Genomic DNA, 16,718 nt, shown 5'->3' on the forward strand with positions numbered 1-16,718 from the left:
GATCAGATGGTGGATCGGAGGCCGGATCGGAAGTCACGTCAGAAGCCTGGTCAGGAGCCTGGTCAGGAGTCGCGTCGGGAGTCGCACGGCGTCAGTCCTTGACCGCCCCGCCGAGTCCGGACACCAGCCGGCGCTGCACCAGTACGAAGAAGACCAGCACCGGAATGGTCATCACGGTGGAGGCCGCCATCACTCCTCCCCAGTCGGGATCGTCGGGTTTGTAGAAGACCAGCAGAGCCATCGGAAGGGTCGACTGGGAGGTGTCGCTGATGATGAAGGAGCGGGCGAACAGGAAGTCGTTCCAGGTCGAGATGAAGGAGAACACACTGGTGGCCACGAGGCCCGGGAAGACCAGGGGGAAAAGGATCTGCCACATGAATCGCGAGCGGCTCGCCCCGTCCAGATACGCGGCCTCCTCCAGTGCCTCCGGCACCGCTTTCACAAACCCCCTGAGCATCCAGACCGCGAAGGGCAGCGAGAAGGCGATGTGCGGCAGGATCAGCGCGCCCAGCGTGTTCAGCTGGCCGAAGTCCCGCATGAGGAAGAACAGCGGGATGGTGAGCGCCTCGATAGGCACCATCTGGGCCACCAGGAACATGATCATCACGGTGGTCCGGAAACGGAACTTGAATCGGGTGACGGCGGTCGCCGCGAGAAACGCGATGAGTGCCGAGGCGATGACGACACAGCTCGCGACGAGCAGGCTGTTGAGGAAATACCGCCCGAATTCCTGCTGCCCGAACACCCGCCGGAAGGAATCCAGCGAGGGGGCCAGGGTCCAGGGCCGGGGCTCGGTCGATTCGATCTCACCGGCCGGCTTGAAGGCGCTCAGCACCATCCAGTACAGCGGAAAGGCGACGACCAGGGCGATGACCAGCGCGGATGCCTCGGCGGCCAGCCTCCACGGACGGCGGGGACGCCGGACCAGAGAACGCACGACACTCACAGTTCCTCCCCCTGGCGGCGCAGCAGCCGCAGATAGATCAGGGTCACGGCGAGCAGGATCAGCAGCATCACGACGCCGATCGCCGAGCCGAGGCTGTACTGCGAGGACGCGAACGCCTGTTGGTAGGCGTAGACGTTCAGGACCAGGTTCTGGCCCGCGATGCCGCCGCCGTTGGTCATGACGTAGATCTGGGTGAAGACCTTGAAGTCCCAGATCACCGACTGGATGGTGACGATCACCAGGATCGGGCGGAGCATCGGCGCCATGACCGAGCGCCAGATGCGCCACTGCGAGGCGCCGTCCAGGGAGGCGGCCTCCAGCACCTCGGTGGGGATCGCGCGGATCCCCGCGTAGACGGTGACCATCACGAACGGGAAGGAGCACCACACGACTTCGAGGAGCACCAGGAAGAACGCGCTGTAGCGCCCGTACGTCCAGGAGTGGTCGCCGAGGCCGAGAATCCGGTTGACCGGGCCGAAGTCCGGGTCGAACAGCAGCAGCCAGACGGTGGAGCCGGTGACCGCCGGGGTCGCCCAGGCGCCGAGCGCGGCCATCATCAGCGCGAGCCGGGGCAGCGCCCGTACCCGGGTGAGCAGCACGGCCAGCGCGCAGCCGACGCCGAGGGTGGACACGACACAGGCGGCGGCGAAGACGAGGGTGGCGAGCAGCACCTCCCAGAACTGTTCGTCGCCGAAGAGTTCGGTGTAGTTGCCGAAGCCCTTGAAGGTGGTCGGTTCACCGCCGCTGACCTGCGCCTGGGTGTACTCCAGGAAGGAGATCAGACCGAGCTGGTAGATCGGATAGACGAGCAGCCCGCCGAGCACCACGAGGGCGGGCGCGAGATAGAGCCAGGGGGTCCACGACGGACGCCGTGCGCCCTTTCGCCCCGGGGGGCGCGGGGATCTGCGCGAGGAACCCCCGCCGGCCCGCACCCCCTTTCGCCGACCGGGCCCGCTGTTGCTGAGCGCGTCACCGAACGCATCACTGCTTGTATCGCTAGGCGCATCACTGGGCGCATCGCTGGGCGCATCACCGGGTGTATCGCTGGGTGCATCGCTGGTCGTACTCACCTGGGTCACCCGGCCGACGCGAAGGAGGCGTCCATCTTGTCGGCGGCGTCCGCGGCGGCACCGGCGACATCGTTCTTGCCGCTGACGATCTCCTGGAACATGGTCGGCAGCACCTGCGAGGCGTCGATCTCGGCCCATGCGGGCGAGGCCGGGACGAACTTGGTGTCGGCGGCGAGGGTCTGGACGAAGGGCTCCACGAACGAGTCCTTGGCGGCGGCCTCGTCCCGGACGTCGGCATAGGTGGGCAGGAAGCCCATGGCGTCGAAGAGTTCGCCCTGGGTCTTCTTCGAGGCGAGCTGCTGCATCAGGTCGACGGCGAGGGTGCGGTGCGAGGTGCTGTTCAGTACGCCGATGTTGTTGCCGCCCGCGAACGCCGGGGCGATCGTGCCCGCCTCCACGCCGGGCAGCGGGACCACCGCGTACTTGCCCTTGACCTCGCCCGCCTCGATGGCCTGGTGGCTGAAGTCGCCGCCGATGGCCATGGCGGCCGTGCCTGAGGCGAAGGCGGTCACGGTGTCGTTGCCGGTGAAGCTCGCGCACTTCTCGGCCGGACAGTTGTCGTCGCCGAAGAGGGAGGTGTAGGCCTCGATGCCCTTCTGGGCCGCCGCGCTGTCGATGGCGGAGGCGAAGGAGGTGCCCTGGCCGGTGGCGAGTTCACCGCCGTTGGCCCAGATGAACGGCATCGCGCCGTAGGTGTAGGCGCCGCCGACGGCGAGGCCGTACAGGTCGGGCTTCTCCTCGCGGATCTGCTGGGCGGTGGAGATCAGCTCGGCCTGGGTCTCGGGCACCTCCAGACCGAGTTCCTCGAACACGTCCGTGCGGTAGTAGAGGGCGCGGACGCCCACGAAGAAGGGGGCGCCGTAGACCTTGTCGTCGACCGTGACGGACTGGCGGGCGGTCGGGTCGGCGTCCTTGCCCTCGTCCCATGCCTCGAACTCCGCGGTGACGTCGGCGAGTCCGCCGTCCTTCACATAGCCGGCGGTGTCGGTGTTGCCGTACTCGATGACGTCGGGGGCGCTCTCGGGGTCGTTGAACGCGGCCTTGATGCGCTGGGCGCGGGTCTCCACCGGGATGTACTCGACGGAGACCTCGGTGCCCTCGTGGGCCTTCTCGAAGTCGTCGATCACAGACTCGACGACCTGCTCCTTGGGCTCGTTGTTGACCTCCTGGAAGAGCCAGACCCTCAGGGTGCCGGTCTTCTCGTCCTCACCGGAGGCGGAATTGTCGGAGGTCGAAGGGGCGCAGGCGGCGCCGGCCAGCGTTGCGGAGACCAGCAGGGCGGCCATACGGACGGACAGCTTCATGGAGTGCTCCTCCGGGAGTGCGGCGTTGCTCGTTGCAACATGCGCAATGCCTGTTTCGCTGTGCACAACACTGCGGAGGTTATGGAGTGAATGAACGGACTTACAAGAGGTCTCAACCACTCTGTGACCGGGCGACGCATTCCGTGCAACGGGCCGCACCCCGGCAGGGCACACAAAAGCCCCCGAAGCGTGTCGAAGCACGCCTCGGGGGCCTCTGTACGTCACACGGTCGAGCGGGACCGGCAGCGGCGGCTCGTCCGCCCGCTACTTGTTTCCGCCCTTGCCGCCCTTACCGCCCTTTCCACCCTTGCCGTCGTCCCCACCGGCGCCCATGGACTCGTAGATCTCCTTGCACATGGGGCATACGGGGTACTTCTTCGGATCGCGGCCCGGCACCCAGACCTTGCCGCACAACGCCACGACGGGGGTCCCGTCGAGGGCGCTCGCCATGATCTTGTCTTTCTGGACGTAATGGGCGAAGCGCTCGTGGTCACCGTCACCGTGGGAGGTCTGCGGCGTCGGCTCTACGAGGGTCCCCGTCCCAGTCCCGCGCTCGGGCTCGGGCTCAAGAGTGCTCATAAAAACCAAGAGTACTGAAGCTCACAATGTTCGGTCCGGCGACGGGTGCGCGACCGGTGCGCGGGGGCGCGCACCGGGTGCCGGGGGCTGGAAAGAGACGGGGCGGGGCTCGGGGGCAGGGCTTGTCCTACGGGGGTGAGGTGGGGGCGGACGCCCGGTCGGGGTCGGGCGGGCACTCCGTCTCCGTCGGGGTCGGGGCGGGCGACCCGCCGGTGGTCCGGGCCGGGGGCTGGAGCGGTACGGGGGGGGCGCCGGGCCAGGTCGGCCACGGATCGCCGTACGAGACGCTCGCGCCGCCGGGACGGGCGGGCGACCCGGTCGCGGGCGGCACACTCGGCGGAGGCCGCCGCGCCGATACGGCGAGGGGGGGCCACGCGCGGGCGGCGAGCGGGTGGGGTGCGGCGAGCCCGTCGGGTACGCCGGGTGACTCGGACGCGGCGAGCCTGTCCAGAGCGTCGGATGGGGCGGACGCGGGCAAGCCCGTCAAGGGCATCGGACACGGGTCGGCACACGGAATCCTGCGAGCCGACCGCGCGAGATCGGGCGGGTCGGCACGCTCAATCCCCACCGAGCCGACGGGCACATCCGGCGAGTCGGCACACGCAACCCACTGAGCCAACGCATGAAATCCGGCAAGTCGGCACGCGCAACCCACCGAGCCGACGCCCACAGTCCGGCAGGTCGGCAGGTCGGCACACGCAACCCACCGAACCGACGCCCACAATCCGGCGAATCGGCTCGGGAATCCCGCGAGTCCACTCAGCGCAGGCCCACCGCCCCGCCCCCGCCGCCCCCACCCGTACTCAGCATTCAGCGAAGGATCGTCAATTCAGCGAAGGATCGTCCGGATAAGTGGCCACCATCGCCAGCCCGTTCCGCTGGCGCCGCAGCACCTCGCGCCACAGCCGCTCCGGTTCCGGCGAGGAGACATCGCCGGGCTCGGACTCGACGACGTACCACGCACCCTCGACGAGTTCGTCCTCCAGTTGGCCGGGGCCCCAGCCGGCGTAACCGGCGAAGATTCTCAAGGAGCCGAGGGCGGCGGCCAGCAGTTCCGGCGGGGCCTCCAGGTCGACCAGGCCGATCGCGCCATGGACCCGGCGCCAGCCGAGCGGGGCCCGTTCGGCCGAAGCACCGCCCGGGATGACGGCGACGCCGAGGGCCGAGTCGAGGGAAACGGGACCGCCCTGGAAGACGACGCCGGGCTCGCCCGCGAGGTCCGCCCAGGCCGCCAGGATGTCGCCGACCCCCACCGGCGTGGGGCGGTTGAGGACGACACCGAGGGAGCCCTCCTCGTCGTGGTCGAGGAGCAGCACGACCGCGCGGTCGAAGTTCGGGTCCGCCAGGGCGGGTGTGGCCACGAGCAGCCGCCCTGTGAGCGAGGACACCTCGGTCATGCCAGACATGATCCCGCATCTTGCTGTCAGGTGTGGAGCCAACGGAGGCACGGAAAGCAGCGCAGGCCAGGGGCGGACGGGGGCGTCCGGGGCGCACGGACCGGGCGGTGACCCCAGGTGCCCGGCCGGGAGCGGTTCGTGTTGTGACACAGCTATGACAGGGCTGAGCCGCCCGCGGACTTACGGCACAGGGGCCGACGGCGATTACTCTGTCTCTCCCGGCCCCACCCGAACTCCACACTCCACGGAACGCGAGATTCATGACCGTCAACGACGATGTCCTGCTGGTCCACGGCGGAACCCCGCTGGAGGGCGAGATCCGTGTCCGCGGTGCGAAGAACCTCGTACCGAAGGCCATGGTCGCCGCTCTGCTGGGCGGCGAGCCGAGTCGACTGCGCAATGTCCCGGACATCCGTGATGTCCGGGTCGTCCGGGGCCTGTTGCAGCTGCACGGGGTGACGGTCCGTCCGGGTGAGGAGCCCGGCGAGCTGGTCCTGGACCCGACGCACGTCGAGAGTGCGAACGTCGCCGACATCGACGCGCACGCGGGTTCGTCCCGGATCCCGATCCTGTTCTGCGGGCCGCTGCTGCACCGCCTCGGGCACGCCTTCATCCCCGGCCTCGGCGGCTGCGACATCGGCGGCCGGCCCATCGACTTCCACTTCGACGTGCTGCGGCAGTTCGGGGCGACGATCGAGAAGCGGGCGGACGGCCAGTACCTGGAGGCACCGGCCCGGCTGCGCGGTACGAAGATCCGTCTTCCGTACCCCTCCGTCGGTACGACCGAACAGGTGCTGCTGACGGCGGTCCTGGCGGAGGGCGTGACCGAACTCTCCAACGCCGCCGTGGAACCCGAGATCGAGGACCTCATCTGCGTCCTCCAGAAGATGGGTGCCATCATCGCGATGGACACCGACCGCACGATCCGGATCACCGGGGTCGACAAGCTCGGCGGCTACGACCACCGCGCCCTGCCGGACCGGCTGGAGGCCGCGTCCTGGGCGTCGGCGGCGCTGGCGACCGAGGGTGACATCTACGTCCATGGCGCCCAGCAGCGTTCGATGATGACGTTCCTGAACACCTATCGGAAAGTCGGCGGCGCCTTCCGGATCGATGACAAGGGCATCCGCTTCTGGCACCCGGGCGGCCGGCTGAAGTCCATCGCGCTGGAGACGGACGTGCACCCCGGCTTCCAGACCGACTGGCAGCAGCCGCTGGTCGTCGCCCTGACCCAGGCCACCGGCCTGTCCATCATCCACGAGACGGTGTACGAGTCCCGCCTCGGCTTCACCTCCGCGCTCAACCAGATGGGCGCACACATCCAGCTCTACCGCGAGTGCCTCGGCGGTTCCGACTGCCGCTTCGGCCAGCGCAACTTCCTGCACTCCGCGGTCGTCTCGGGCCCCACCTCGCTCCAGGGCGCCGACCTGGTCATCCCCGACCTGCGCGGCGGATTCTCGTACCTCATCGCGGCCCTGGCCGCCCAGGGCACGTCCCGGGTGCACGGCATCGACCTCATCAACCGCGGCTACGAGAACTTCATGGACAAGCTGATGGAGCTGGGCGCGAAGGTGGAACTTCCGGGCAAGCCGCTCGGCTGACCGGGTACGCACCCGCAAAGCGGACACCGGCGAAAACGCCCATGGGCGGTCACCCCATCCGGGGTGACCGCCCATCAGCGTCTCTTGCAACGCCCTGCAAAGGGGCGCGGGGAACTGCGCGACAAGCCACGACGAAGCCGTCAGCCGCCAGCCGCCGACGCGTCAGCCATCAGCCATCAGCCATCAGCCATCAGCCATCAGCCGCCAACGATGCCAAGCCCACCCGGCGGCAGCGCGACCGCCAGCCGGGCCCGAGCAGCGAAAACGCGCCCCTACTTACCCTTGGCCGCTTCCTTGAGCTTGGAGCCCGCCGAAACCTTCACGCTGTAACCGGCCGGAATCTGGATCGGGTCACCGGTCTGCGGGTTGCGGGCGGTACGAGCCGCACGGTGGGTGCGCTCGAAGGTCAGGAAGCCGGGAATGGTGACCTTCTCGTCGCCCTTGGACACGATGTCGCCCACCACCTCGGCGAACGCGGCCAGCACGGCGTCGGCGTCCTTGCGGGTCACCTCGGCGCGGTCGGCCAGCGCGGCCACCAGCTCACTGCGGTTCATGTTGTTACTCCCGTGTTCATCTTGCTGTTGAGGCGTGCCCCGCGGCGGACCCGCATATTGGGCACAGCGAAGCCGATGCTGCCAGGGCCCTCGGACAGTCCCCGGACCCGGGTCCGTCGTCAGACGCTCGCGCCCAGAGACGCATCCTGCCCCTACCTGCGGCGGGAATGCCAATCCGGCACCCCCACGAGTCGTGAGAACACCCTGGGGAGTCACACGAAAAGAGGGCCTGAAGCCTGGCGACACCCTAGAGGGCCGTCTTTGCCCGTCGGTTCCGCGACGCGCCGGTTTCGGGGGCCGTCACGACGATGCGCACAGGCCCTTCACAGCCCGTACGGCATCGCCCGCAGCCCCCGGCTCCGCACCGCCAGCCTACGACGCCGTCCCGGCCGCCGCCTTCGCGGCCTCCCGCACGGCCCCGGCGACCGCGCCCGCGACCTTGTCGTTGAAGACGCTCGGGACGATGTAGTTCGGGTTCAGCTCGTCCTCGGTGACGACGTCAGCGAGGGCCTTCGCCGCCGCGAGCATCATGTCCGTGTTGACCGTCCGGGACTGCGCGTCCAGCAGGCCGCGGAAGACACCGGGGAAGACCAGCACGTTGTTGATCTGGTTGGGGAAGTCCGAGCGGCCGGTGGCCACCACCGCGGCCGTCTGGCGGGCGATCGCCGGTTCCACCTCGGGGTCCGGGTTCGCGAGCGCGAAGACGATCGCGTCCTCGGCCATGGCGGCCACGTCGTCCCCGTCGAGCACGTTCGGGGCGGAGACGCCGATGAACACGTCCGCACCGCGCACGGCCTCCTTGAGGCTGCCGGAGAGGCCCTCCGGGTTGGTGTTCTCGGCGATCCAGCGCAGCGGCGAATCGGCGGGGACGTCCACCAGGTCGCCGCGGCCCGCGTGCACCACGCCGTGGATGTCGGCGACGACGGCGTTCTTCACGCCGGCGGCGATCAGCAGCTTCAGGATGGCCGTACCTGCGGCGCCCGCGCCGGACATGACGACCCGTACGTTCTGGATGTCCTTGCCGACCACGCGCAGCGCGTTGGTGAGGGCGGCGAGGACCACGATCGCGGTGCCGTGCTGGTCGTCGTGGAAGACCGGGATGTCCAGGGCCTCGCGCAGCCGGGCCTCGATCTCGAAGCAGCGGGGGGCCGAGATGTCCTCCAGATTGATGCCGGCGAAGCCCGGGGCGATGGCCTTGACGATCTCCACGATCGCGTCGGTGTCCTGGGTGTCCAGGCACAGCGGCCAGGCGTCGATCCCGGCGAACCGCTTGAACAGGGCCGCCTTGCCCTCCATCACCGGCAGCGCGGCCATCGGGCCGATGTTGCCGAGGCCGAGCACGGCGGAACCGTCGGTCACGACCGCAACGGAGTTGCGCTTGATGGTCAGCCGGCGGGCGTCCTCGGGGTTCTGGGCGATCGCCATGCACACCCGGGCCACGCCCGGCGTGTAGATCATCGAGAGGTCGTCACGGTTGCGGATGGGGTGCTTGGACTGCATCTCGATCTTGCCGCCGAGGTGCATCAGGAACGTACGGTCGGAGACCTTGCCGAGCGTGACGCCCTCGATGCCGCGCAGCTGCTGCACGATCTGATCGGCGTGCGCGGTCGAGGTGGCCGCGATCGTGACGTCGATCCGGAGCTTCTCGTGGCCGGAGGCGGTGACGTCGAGGCCGGTCACCGAGCCTCCGGAGGACTCCACGGCGGTGGTGAGCTGCGATACGGCCGTTCCGCTCGCGGGCACCTCCAGCCGGATGGTCATCGAGTAGGAGACGCTGGGCGCCGTTGCCATGGCCGACTTCCTCTGCTTTCACGGTGTCGCGATTTCTGCCGTCCGATCGTCGCACCTACCGCCGGGTACGTGGTAGCCGCCCCCTATTGCGCTCATTGAGTTCATGGAGGGACCGACGAAGGGCCGACAGGGGACCGACGGGGGACCGTTTTCCGATCGCTTTCGGAAAACGACTTCCACCATATGAGATCTGCTGCAGTGGGGCGCAACGAAGAGGCCCACGTCACATGAGGAGGCCCACGTCACATGGGACGTGGGCCTCCTCAACGCTGATGACACCGACCCGCCATGCTCGCCTCGCGGCAAGTGGTCGCTCGTAGCGACGAAGGTTGGGCCCGGGGGCTTGGATCGGGCCGGTGCCACGTCAAGGCTAACAAACCGATCCCGTACGGCCATTCCCGCACCGGAAGTTCATCTGCGAGCCGCCCGGAAACACCTGGCCGGGTCAGTCCCGCAGCAGGTCCGGTACCCCGTTCGGGTCCGGCTGGTCGCGGTCGGCGGAGACCACCGTGAGCTGCTGGGTGGCCCGGGTCAGGGCGACGTACAGCACCCGCAGGCCGGCCGGGGACTCGTCCGCGATCTCCGCCGGGGAGACGACCACCGTGGCGTCGTACTCCAGGCCCTTGGCCTCCAGGCTGCCGAGGGCCACCACCCGGTCGCCGAGCCCGGCGAGCCAGCGCCGGGCCTCCTCGCGCCGGTTCATGGCGACGACCACGCCGACCGTGCCGTCCACCTGCTCCAGCAGCCGCTCGGCCTCGGCCCGGACCGTCCGGCCGAGGGCGTCGCGTACGGCGGTGAAGCGCGGGACGATGCCGGTGGAGCGGACCGCTGACGGGGACCGGGCGCCGGGCATGGCGAGGGCGAGGACCTTGGCGGCCAGCTCGGCGATCTCGGCCGGGTTGCGGTAGTTCACCGTGAGCTGGAAGCGGCGGCCCCGGGAGAACCGGCCCGTGCCGCCGGTCGAGGGCAGCGCCTCGTCCCGGGCCCGGGCGGCCTCCTCCGGGTCGGACCAGGAGGACTGGGCCGGGTCGCCGACGACCGTCCAGGTGGCGTGCCGGCCGCGGCGGCCCAGCATCCGCCACTGCATCGGCGTGACGTCCTGGGCCTCGTCCACGATGACGTGGGCGTACTCGGTGCGCTCCTGGGCGAGCCGCTCGGCGCGCTCGCGCCGCGACTCCTCGCGCACCGGCATCAGCTCGTCCAGGCCGGTGAGCTGGTCCAGCGGGTCCAGCTCGCGCTTCTTGCGGGGGCGGGCCGGGGCGCCGAGGATCGCCTGGAGTTCGTCGAGCATCGCGATGTCGTGCACGGAGAAGCCGTCGCGCTGGAGCGAACGGGCGACCTTGCGCACCTCGCCGGGGTTGAGCACCCGGCGGGCCCAGCGGCCCAGCCGCCGCTCGTCGGCCATCGCTGCGAGCACCCCGCGCGGGGTCAGCTCGGGCCACCAGGCGTCGAAGAAGGCGATGAAGTCGTCCTCGGTGGTGATGTCCTCGTCGAAGGAGGAGCGCAGCTCGGCGGCCAGCTCCGGATCGGTGTGCCGGCCCCCCGCGCCGGACCGCTCCCACAGCGCGTCCAGCAGCAGCTTGCGGGCGCGCGGGCGCAGCAGATTGACCGGCGCGGTGCCGCCGAGGGCGGCGTGGCGGATCCGTACCAGGTGGTCCGCCTCCAGCTCCAGACGGCGGCCGAAGGCTACGACGCGGAGGCGGGTGGGGTGGGTGGGGGTGGAGTGGGCGGGGGTGAGGTGGGTGGGGGTGGGCGAGGTGGCGGGGCCCGGTACGGCGGGGCCTACGCCGGGGGCGTCCGCCAGACCTGGCTGGGCGGGCACGCCCAGTTCGCTGCCCTCGGTGCCCTCTTCGTCCCCTTCGTCCTCGTCGCCGAAGGCGAGCTGTCCGGTGGGGGCGGAAACGGGGGCCGGGCGCAGGGCCGTACGGGGGACCGTGTGGGGGGCCGGGCGGGCGGCCGGGCCCGTGGTGCCCAGCTCCAGCACCCCGCGCGCCGCCTGCCGCAGCACCTTCAGCATCCGGTACGACCCCTTGGCGCGGGCCACCGCCGGGGAGTCGTACAGCGTGGCCTCGGTGCCGTCGACGAGGGAGCCGATCGCTCGGATGGCGACCTGGCCCTCCTCGCCGAGGGACGGCAGCACGCCCTCGGTGTACGCGACCAGCAGCGGGGTCGGGGAGACGATGAGGATGCCGCCCGCGTACCGGCGGCGGTCCTGGTAGAGCAGATAGGCGGCGCGGTGCAGGGCGACGGCGGTCTTGCCGGTGCCGGGGCCGCCCTCGACGTAGGTCACGGAGGAGGCGGGGGCGCGGATGACCAGGTCCTGCTCGGCCTGGATGGAGGCGACGATGTCCCGCATGGTGTGGCCGCGGGCCTGGCCGAGCGCGGCCATCAGCGCGCCGTCGCCGATCACGGCGAGCCGCCGGCCGTCCAGGGAGGCGGTCAGCTCGGGGCGCATCAGGTCGTCCTCGACGCTGATCACCCGGCGGCCCTTGGAACGGATCACCCGGCGCCGTACGACCCGGCCGGGGTCGACCGGCGTGGAGCGGTAGAAGGGCGCCGCGGCGGGCGCCCGCCAGTCGATGACCAGCGGCGCGTAGTCCTCGTCGAGCACGCCGATACGGCCGATGTGCAGGGTCTCGGCGATATCGGCGGTGTGGTCGTCGCGGACCGCGCCGTCGGCGGGCTCCAGGGCGGTGAAGGCGCCGTCCGGGCCCTTCTTGCCGTCCTTGCCGAGCAGCAGGTCGATCCGGCCGAAGAGGAAGTCCTCGAACTCGTTGTTGAGCCGGCTCAGGTGCACCCCCGCCCGGTAGACCTGGGCGTCCCGCTCGGCGAGCGCGCCGGGCGTGCCGACCTGTCCGCCCCGGCCGGCGTCGCGCATCAGCAGCTCCGCCTCGTGGATCTTCTCTTCGAGACGCCGGTACACCCGGTCCAGGTGTTCCTGTTCGACGCCGATCTCTCGGTCTCTGACGGAGTCGAGCGCGGATTCCTGTTGCGCCTGAGCGGCCACCGGGCCCCCTTCTGACGTGCTGGGCAGCCGTCCACCGTACGCGAAGGAGGCGTGCATAGGCTACGGGCCCGCCCGGCCGAGCGCACCGGGCGGGCCCGAGGTGCCCGCGTCACCTGTTCGGCCGCCGGTCGTGGCGGCGTCTGCCTCATGCGGGCCGCACGCTTGGACCTTGCGGCCGCACACCTGGGCCTCCGGGCCCGGCCGCTCAGAGCCGCACGCCCAGGCCGCCGGACCCGGCCGCCCAGAGCCGCGCACCCTGGCCTTCGGGCCCCGCCGCCCAGAGCCGCCCACCCGGGCCGCCGGGCAGCCGGGCCGCCGCGCCGCCGCGCCGCCGCGCCGCCGCTTCGAGCCGTACACCCGGACCTCCGGGCCCGACCACCCAGAGCCGCACGCCCACGCTTCCGAGCCCAGCCCCCCAGAGCCGCGCACCCCGACCTTCGGGCCCCGCCGCCCAGAGCCGCCCACCCGCGCCGCCGCGCCCCGTCGCTCAGACGTCGATCTCGACCAGCTTGTCGCCCTCAATGGTGACGACCTCGAAGCGGTCGATCTCGCCCGGCTTGAAGGCGGCGCCGCTCTGGATGTAGAGCGGGTTCCTGGCCTGCTCGGTCTGGGCGCCCTCGATGCCGTAGCCCCAGTTCGGGACGGACCAGGTGCTCATCGACTCGCGCTCGCCGTTCTCGCCGACGGCGATCAGGGAGCACTTGAGCGGGCCCTTGACGTTCTTCAGCTCCAGGACCCCGTCGGTGCCCCATGCCTTCTCCTGCATGGCGACGGTGGCGGTGACCTCGGTAGTGGGGTCGGTCGCGGTGGCCCGGTCGGGCATGTTCTCGAACGCGGACTGCGCGGGGCTCGCGGCCTGGACGCCGGTGCCCGGGGAGCCGCCGTCGTCGCCTCCGCCGCTGGTCGCCACGGCGACGAACGGTCCGCCGACGATCAGCGCGGCAGCCGCCGCGACCATGTAGAAGGAGCGCCGCCGCTTCTGCGCCCTGCGGTCGGCGACCTCGTCGACCAGGCGTTCCGTGAGCCTCGGGGAAGGCCGCGCGGACAGCGACTCGCCGATCGCGGGTGTGCCGGTGCCGGGCAGATCGGCGAGGGCGGCCAGCATCGGTTCCATGCCCGCGAGTTCGTCGAGCTGCTGGGCGCACCATTCGCAGCCGGCGAGATGGGCCTCGAACGCGGTCGCCTCCGCGTCGTCCAGGATGCCGAGGGCGTAGGCGCCGACGGTCTCGTGCTCGTTCGGGCCCGCTGTTCCCTGCTGCATGGAGCCAGCCATACCCGGACCCCCCGCTCCGTACCCCCCGTAAGTGTTCATCACGCCGTCACCCCCCGCTCCTCCAGTGCCAGCTTCATCGAACGCAGTGCGTAGAACACCCTGGAACGCACCGTGCCACTGGGTATGCCCAGCGTCTCGGCCGCCTCATTGACGGTACGCCCCTTGAAGTACGTCTCGACCAGCACCTCCCGGTGGGCAGGGGTCAGGTCGTCGAGGGCGTCGGACAGCGTCATCAGCCACAGCGCCTTGTCGATCTCGTCCTCCGCGGGGATGACCTCCAGCGGCGACGGATCGACCTCCTGCGGCCGGGCCTGCCGGCTGCGGTGGCCGTCGATGACGATGCGGCGCGCGACCGTCACCAGCCAGGGGCGTACCGATCCGGTCGCTCGGTTGAGCTGACCGGCGTTCTTCCAGGCACGGATGAGCGTCTCCTGCACGACGTCCTCGGCGCGCTGCCGGTCACCCGCGACCAGCCGCAGCACGTACGCGAGCAAGGGGCCGGCGTGCTCCCGGTACAGCGCGCGCATCAGCTCCTCGTCCGGTTCCGAGGGCTGGGACATGCGATGTCGGGCCCTCGATGCACGGTCCTTGGCCACGGCCGCATCCTTGCGCACGCCCACCTCCGGTGTCCGGGGGTTCCCCCGAGTCGGTCGCTCGCCACCGGGTACGGACACGGACCCCCGCGTGTTCAAAGGGGGGTGACAGATTTCCTTGAGGTGTCATGACGACCGGGACATGACCGCACATTCCCACCGCGCGATCTTTACATTTCCACCACAGGCACAAGATCGCGGTGAGTACCCGTGAACTCCCACGCGGAAACGGGGTGTCATCCATCTCACACCACCGACTCACATGGCCGGCATCGGGACAGGGGGCGACGCCATGTCCGGGTTCTGCGCGGCCCTCAGGCCCGGGCCGGCGCCGCCGCCACTCGCCGCCGCCGGTGCCGGGCCACCCGCTCCCGGTTCCCGCACACCTCGCTGGAGCACCACCGGCGCCGGCGCCCCCGGGATGTGTCCAGGTACACGACGGGACAGTTGTCCCCCTCGCACTGCCGCAGCCCGCCCCGCGCGACGGGATCCGTCAGCAGCTCTACGGTGTCCCGGGCGAGCACGGCGAGCAGCGCGGCGCATTCGGGCGGCCCGTCCAACTCCCGTACGAGAGCGCCGTCGGCGGCGCGGACGGCGCGCGGTGCCGGGGGCGCGGCGGCGCGGGCGAGGGCGTTGACCCGGGCGAGCGAGGACGCCGTACGGGCCTGGGGCGCGAGGCAGGAACGGACCAACCGGTCGATGTGCGCGCGCAGTTCCCGGAAGGCGACGGGCCAGGAGGCGTCCGCATGGGCCAGCGGGGTGCCGAGCGGGACCAGCCGGGAGCCGGTGATCCAGGCACGTAGCTCGGCCACCGAGCCGAGCCGTTCCGCCGGGTGCGTGGTCGCGAGCAGGTCGAGACAGATCCGCCCCGCGCCGAACCGTGGCTCGTAGCGGACCGTGGCCGTATCGGTCGTGGCCGTGCCAGCCGTGGCCGTGCCGAGTGCCATGTGCCTGTCACCGCCTAGAGGTTGCCCGGGAGCGTCGCCGGGCTGGGGAAGCCGGAGAGACCTGGGAGACCGGGGGAGCCGGGGAAGCCGGGGGAACGGTTCCTCTCCCTTCCCTACAGTGCCTGCCCGCTCCGGCCGCCGGAAGTCCTCGTACCGCGTGGCCACCCGGCCGCCCGGCGCATGCCTGGACGCCCTCATATGCGCTCGGGACGTCAACGAGGTCAGCCCGAACCCGCTGCCCCTGTCGGCGATCGTGGCGTGGCGCCTGAGGCGGCGCCCATGGCTGTGGGCGGCCTTCGCGGCCTGCGCCCCGACCTTCCTGATCACGGCCGCTTCCGGCGCCCCGCTGAACTGCGGTCTCGCCGCGACGACCGACCCGGTGGCGGCGCGGGACGAGTTCGAGAACGCGTGGGAGGCGTGGCACGCCGTACGGACGCTGACGTCGGCAGCGCTAGACGCCGGAGGCCATGTCCCCGTACTTGCTGTCGGCGGCCGGGTCCAGGGCCAGCCGGTAGCCGCGTTTGACGACGGTCTGGATCAGCTTGGGGGTGCCCAGGGCGGTGCGCAGCCGGGCCATGGCGGTCTCGACGGCGTGTTCGTCACGGCCGGAACCGGGCAGGGCGCGCAGCAGTTCGGCGCGGGCGACCACCCAGCCGGGTCGCCGGGACAGTGCCCGCAGCAGGGACATCCCGGCGGGCGGTACGGGTTTGAGGTGGCCGTCGACCAGGACGGCGTGGCCGCGGATCTCGATGCGGTGCCCGGCGACGGGCAGGGTGCGGGCGCGGCCGGGCAGTTCCTGGCAGAGCAGCTGGACGAGCGGGCCGAGCCGGAAGCGGTCGGGCTGGACGGTGTCCACGCCGCGGGCCTGGAGCGGCAGCGCGGTGACCGGTCCGACACAGGCGGGCAGCACGTCGTGGTGGAGGACGGCGAGCAGTTCCGGCAGCTGGCCGCGCTCCTCGGCGCGGGAGAGCAGGGAGGCGGCGGCGGGCGCGCTGGTGAAGGTGAGCGCGTCGACGCCGTGCGAGACGGCGGCGTCCAGCAGCCGGTCGACGGGCGCGATGTCCTCCGGTGGCATCCACCGGTAGACGGGCACGCCGATGACATCGGCCCCGCTCGCCCGCAGCGCCTCCACGAACCCAGGCAGCGGCTCCCCGTGCAACTGCACGGCGATCCGGCGCCCCTCCACGCCCTCCCCCAGCAGCCGGTCGAGCACCTCGGCCATGGATTCGCTGGAGGGCGACCACTTCTCGGTGAGCCCGGCGGCCCGGATCGCCCCTTTGACCTTGGGCCCCCGCGCGAGCAGTTCCACCCCCCGCAACCGGTCGAGCAGCACCTCGCCGAGCCCCCACCCGTCGGCGGCCTCGACCCACCCCCGGAACCCGATGGCGGTGGTCGCGACGACGATGTCCGGCGCGATGCGGATCAGTTCCTCGGTGGCGGCGAGCAGGTCGCTGTCGTCGGCGAGCGGCACGATGCGCAGGGCGGGCGCGTGCAGCACGGCGGCGCCCCGGCGGCGCAGCAGCGCCCCGAGTTCGTCGGCACGCCGGGCGGCGGTCACTCCCACGGTGAACCCGGAGAGGGGGCCGGGTGCGGGTTGTCGCTGTTCGTCGTCCATGGCTCTCGTTCCCGCGTTGGAGTCGTCGTACGGCTGGCGTC

At 71.1% G+C, this 16,718-nt stretch carries 14 protein-coding genes; 1 reads left to right on the forward strand and 13 read right to left on the reverse strand.

Translation table 11 applies throughout. The annotated features are described in order from the left end of the window. Nucleotides 1–91: 91 nt before the first annotated feature. The 5 genes from ACFRFC_RS03925 to ACFRFC_RS03945 all read right to left on the reverse strand — a co-directional run bounded on the left by ACFRFC_RS03925 (nt 92) and on the right by ACFRFC_RS03945 (nt 5,296). Nucleotides 92–946 carry a carbohydrate ABC transporter permease gene (locus ACFRFC_RS03925; protein ID WP_382681278.1) on the reverse strand — a complete coding sequence of 285 codons (855 nt, stop codon included), beginning with the start codon at nt 944–946 and terminating at the stop codon, nt 92–94. Then, the gene (locus ACFRFC_RS03930) at nt 943–1,878 is read right to left on the reverse strand and encodes a carbohydrate ABC transporter permease (RefSeq protein WP_382681275.1); all 936 of its coding nucleotides are present in this window, start codon (nt 1,876–1,878) and stop codon (nt 943–945) included. Before ACFRFC_RS03930 ends, ACFRFC_RS03925 begins: the two co-directional genes overlap by 4 nt. 143 nt (nt 1,879–2,021) lie before the next feature. Then, nucleotides 2,022–3,320: an extracellular solute-binding protein gene (locus tag ACFRFC_RS03935; protein WP_382681272.1), complete on the reverse strand. Its 1,299-nt coding sequence runs from the start codon at nt 3,318–3,320 to the stop codon at nt 2,022–2,024. Nucleotides 3,321–3,584: 264 nt separating this feature from the next. Next, nucleotides 3,585–3,899, reverse strand: a complete 315-nt coding sequence (locus tag ACFRFC_RS03940) for a DUF3039 domain-containing protein (protein WP_382681270.1) — start codon at nt 3,897–3,899, stop codon at nt 3,585–3,587. A gap of 824 nt (nt 3,900–4,723) precedes the next feature. Further along, nucleotides 4,724–5,296, reverse strand: a complete 573-nt coding sequence (locus tag ACFRFC_RS03945; RefSeq protein WP_382681267.1) for a YqgE/AlgH family protein — start codon at nt 5,294–5,296, stop codon at nt 4,724–4,726. 260 nt (nt 5,297–5,556) lie between these two features. Here ACFRFC_RS03945 and murA point away from each other — a divergent pair, with 260 nt between their 5' ends. After that, a complete protein-coding gene (gene murA / locus ACFRFC_RS03950; protein ID WP_382681264.1) occupies nt 5,557–6,897 on the forward strand; it encodes a UDP-N-acetylglucosamine 1-carboxyvinyltransferase in 1,341 nt (446 codons plus the stop codon). A 272-nt stretch (nt 6,898–7,169) separates the two neighbouring features. Here murA and ACFRFC_RS03955 read toward each other — a convergent pair whose 3' ends face one another. The 8 genes from ACFRFC_RS03955 to ACFRFC_RS03990 form a co-directional block, all read right to left on the reverse strand. Then, nucleotides 7,170–7,451 (reverse strand): HU family DNA-binding protein, encoded by a 282-nt coding sequence (locus ACFRFC_RS03955; protein WP_004000874.1) that lies wholly within the window; start codon nt 7,449–7,451, stop codon nt 7,170–7,172. A 372-nt stretch (nt 7,452–7,823) separates the two neighbouring features. Continuing rightward, nucleotides 7,824–9,242, reverse strand: coding sequence for an NAD-dependent malic enzyme (locus ACFRFC_RS03960; protein ID WP_382681261.1), 1,419 nt, complete (start codon nt 9,240–9,242; stop codon nt 7,824–7,826). Between the two features lie 445 nt (nt 9,243–9,687). Then, complete coding sequence (locus ACFRFC_RS03965) at nt 9,688–12,249, reverse strand: UvrD-helicase domain-containing protein (protein WP_382681258.1); 2,562 nt, start codon at nt 12,247–12,249, stop codon at nt 9,688–9,690. Between the two features lie 205 nt (nt 12,250–12,454). Next, the gene (locus ACFRFC_RS03970; protein ID WP_382681255.1) at nt 12,455–12,646 is read right to left on the reverse strand and encodes a hypothetical protein; all 192 of its coding nucleotides are present in this window, start codon (nt 12,644–12,646) and stop codon (nt 12,455–12,457) included. Nucleotides 12,647–12,736: 90 nt separating this feature from the next. Beyond that, on the reverse strand, nt 12,737–13,510 hold the full coding sequence (locus tag ACFRFC_RS03975; protein WP_382681252.1) for an anti-sigma factor family protein: 774 nt from the start codon (nt 13,508–13,510) through the stop codon (nt 12,737–12,739). A 50-nt stretch (nt 13,511–13,560) separates the two neighbouring features. Next, nucleotides 13,561–14,142: a sigma-70 family RNA polymerase sigma factor gene (locus tag ACFRFC_RS03980; protein ID WP_382681249.1), complete on the reverse strand. Its 582-nt coding sequence runs from the start codon at nt 14,140–14,142 to the stop codon at nt 13,561–13,563. A gap of 287 nt (nt 14,143–14,429) precedes the next feature. Continuing rightward, complete coding sequence (locus ACFRFC_RS03985) at nt 14,430–15,062, reverse strand: CGNR zinc finger domain-containing protein (protein ID WP_382681246.1); 633 nt, start codon at nt 15,060–15,062, stop codon at nt 14,430–14,432. A gap of 451 nt (nt 15,063–15,513) precedes the next feature. After that, nucleotides 15,514–16,677 carry a uroporphyrinogen-III synthase gene (locus ACFRFC_RS03990; protein ID WP_382682054.1) on the reverse strand — a complete coding sequence of 388 codons (1,164 nt, stop codon included), beginning with the start codon at nt 16,675–16,677 and terminating at the stop codon, nt 15,514–15,516. Nucleotides 16,678–16,718: the final 41 nt, after the last annotated feature.

Source organism: Streptomyces sp. NPDC056734 (assembly GCF_042790455.1).
Taxonomy (GTDB): Bacteria; Actinomycetota; Actinomycetes; order Streptomycetales; family Streptomycetaceae; genus Streptomyces.

Bases quoted from the DNA above. Each gene is read 5' to 3' on its own strand.
- ACFRFC_RS03935 (WP_382681272.1), bottom strand. From the start codon at position 3,320: ATGAAGCTGTCCGTCCGTATGGCCGCCCTGCTGGTCTCCGCAACGCTG.
- ACFRFC_RS03940 (WP_382681270.1), bottom strand. From the start codon at position 3,899: ATGAGCACTCTTGAGCCCGAGCCCGAGCGCGGGACTGGGACGGGGACC.
- ACFRFC_RS03945 (WP_382681267.1), bottom strand. From the start codon at position 5,296: ATGACCGAGGTGTCCTCGCTCACAGGGCGGCTGCTCGTGGCCACACCC.
- murA (WP_382681264.1), top strand. From the start codon at position 5,557: ATGACCGTCAACGACGATGTCCTGCTGGTCCACGGCGGAACCCCGCTG.
- ACFRFC_RS03955 (WP_004000874.1), bottom strand. From the start codon at position 7,451: ATGAACCGCAGTGAGCTGGTGGCCGCGCTGGCCGACCGCGCCGAGGTG.
- ACFRFC_RS03960 (WP_382681261.1), bottom strand. From the start codon at position 9,242: ATGGCAACGGCGCCCAGCGTCTCCTACTCGATGACCATCCGGCTGGAG.
- ACFRFC_RS03975 (WP_382681252.1), bottom strand. From the start codon at position 13,510: ATGCAGCAGGGAACAGCGGGCCCGAACGAGCACGAGACCGTCGGCGCC.
- ACFRFC_RS03985 (WP_382681246.1), bottom strand. From the start codon at position 15,062: ATGGCACTCGGCACGGCCACGGCTGGCACGGCCACGACCGATACGGCC.
- ACFRFC_RS03990 (WP_382682054.1), bottom strand. From the start codon at position 16,677: ATGGACGACGAACAGCGACAACCCGCACCCGGCCCCCTCTCCGGGTTC.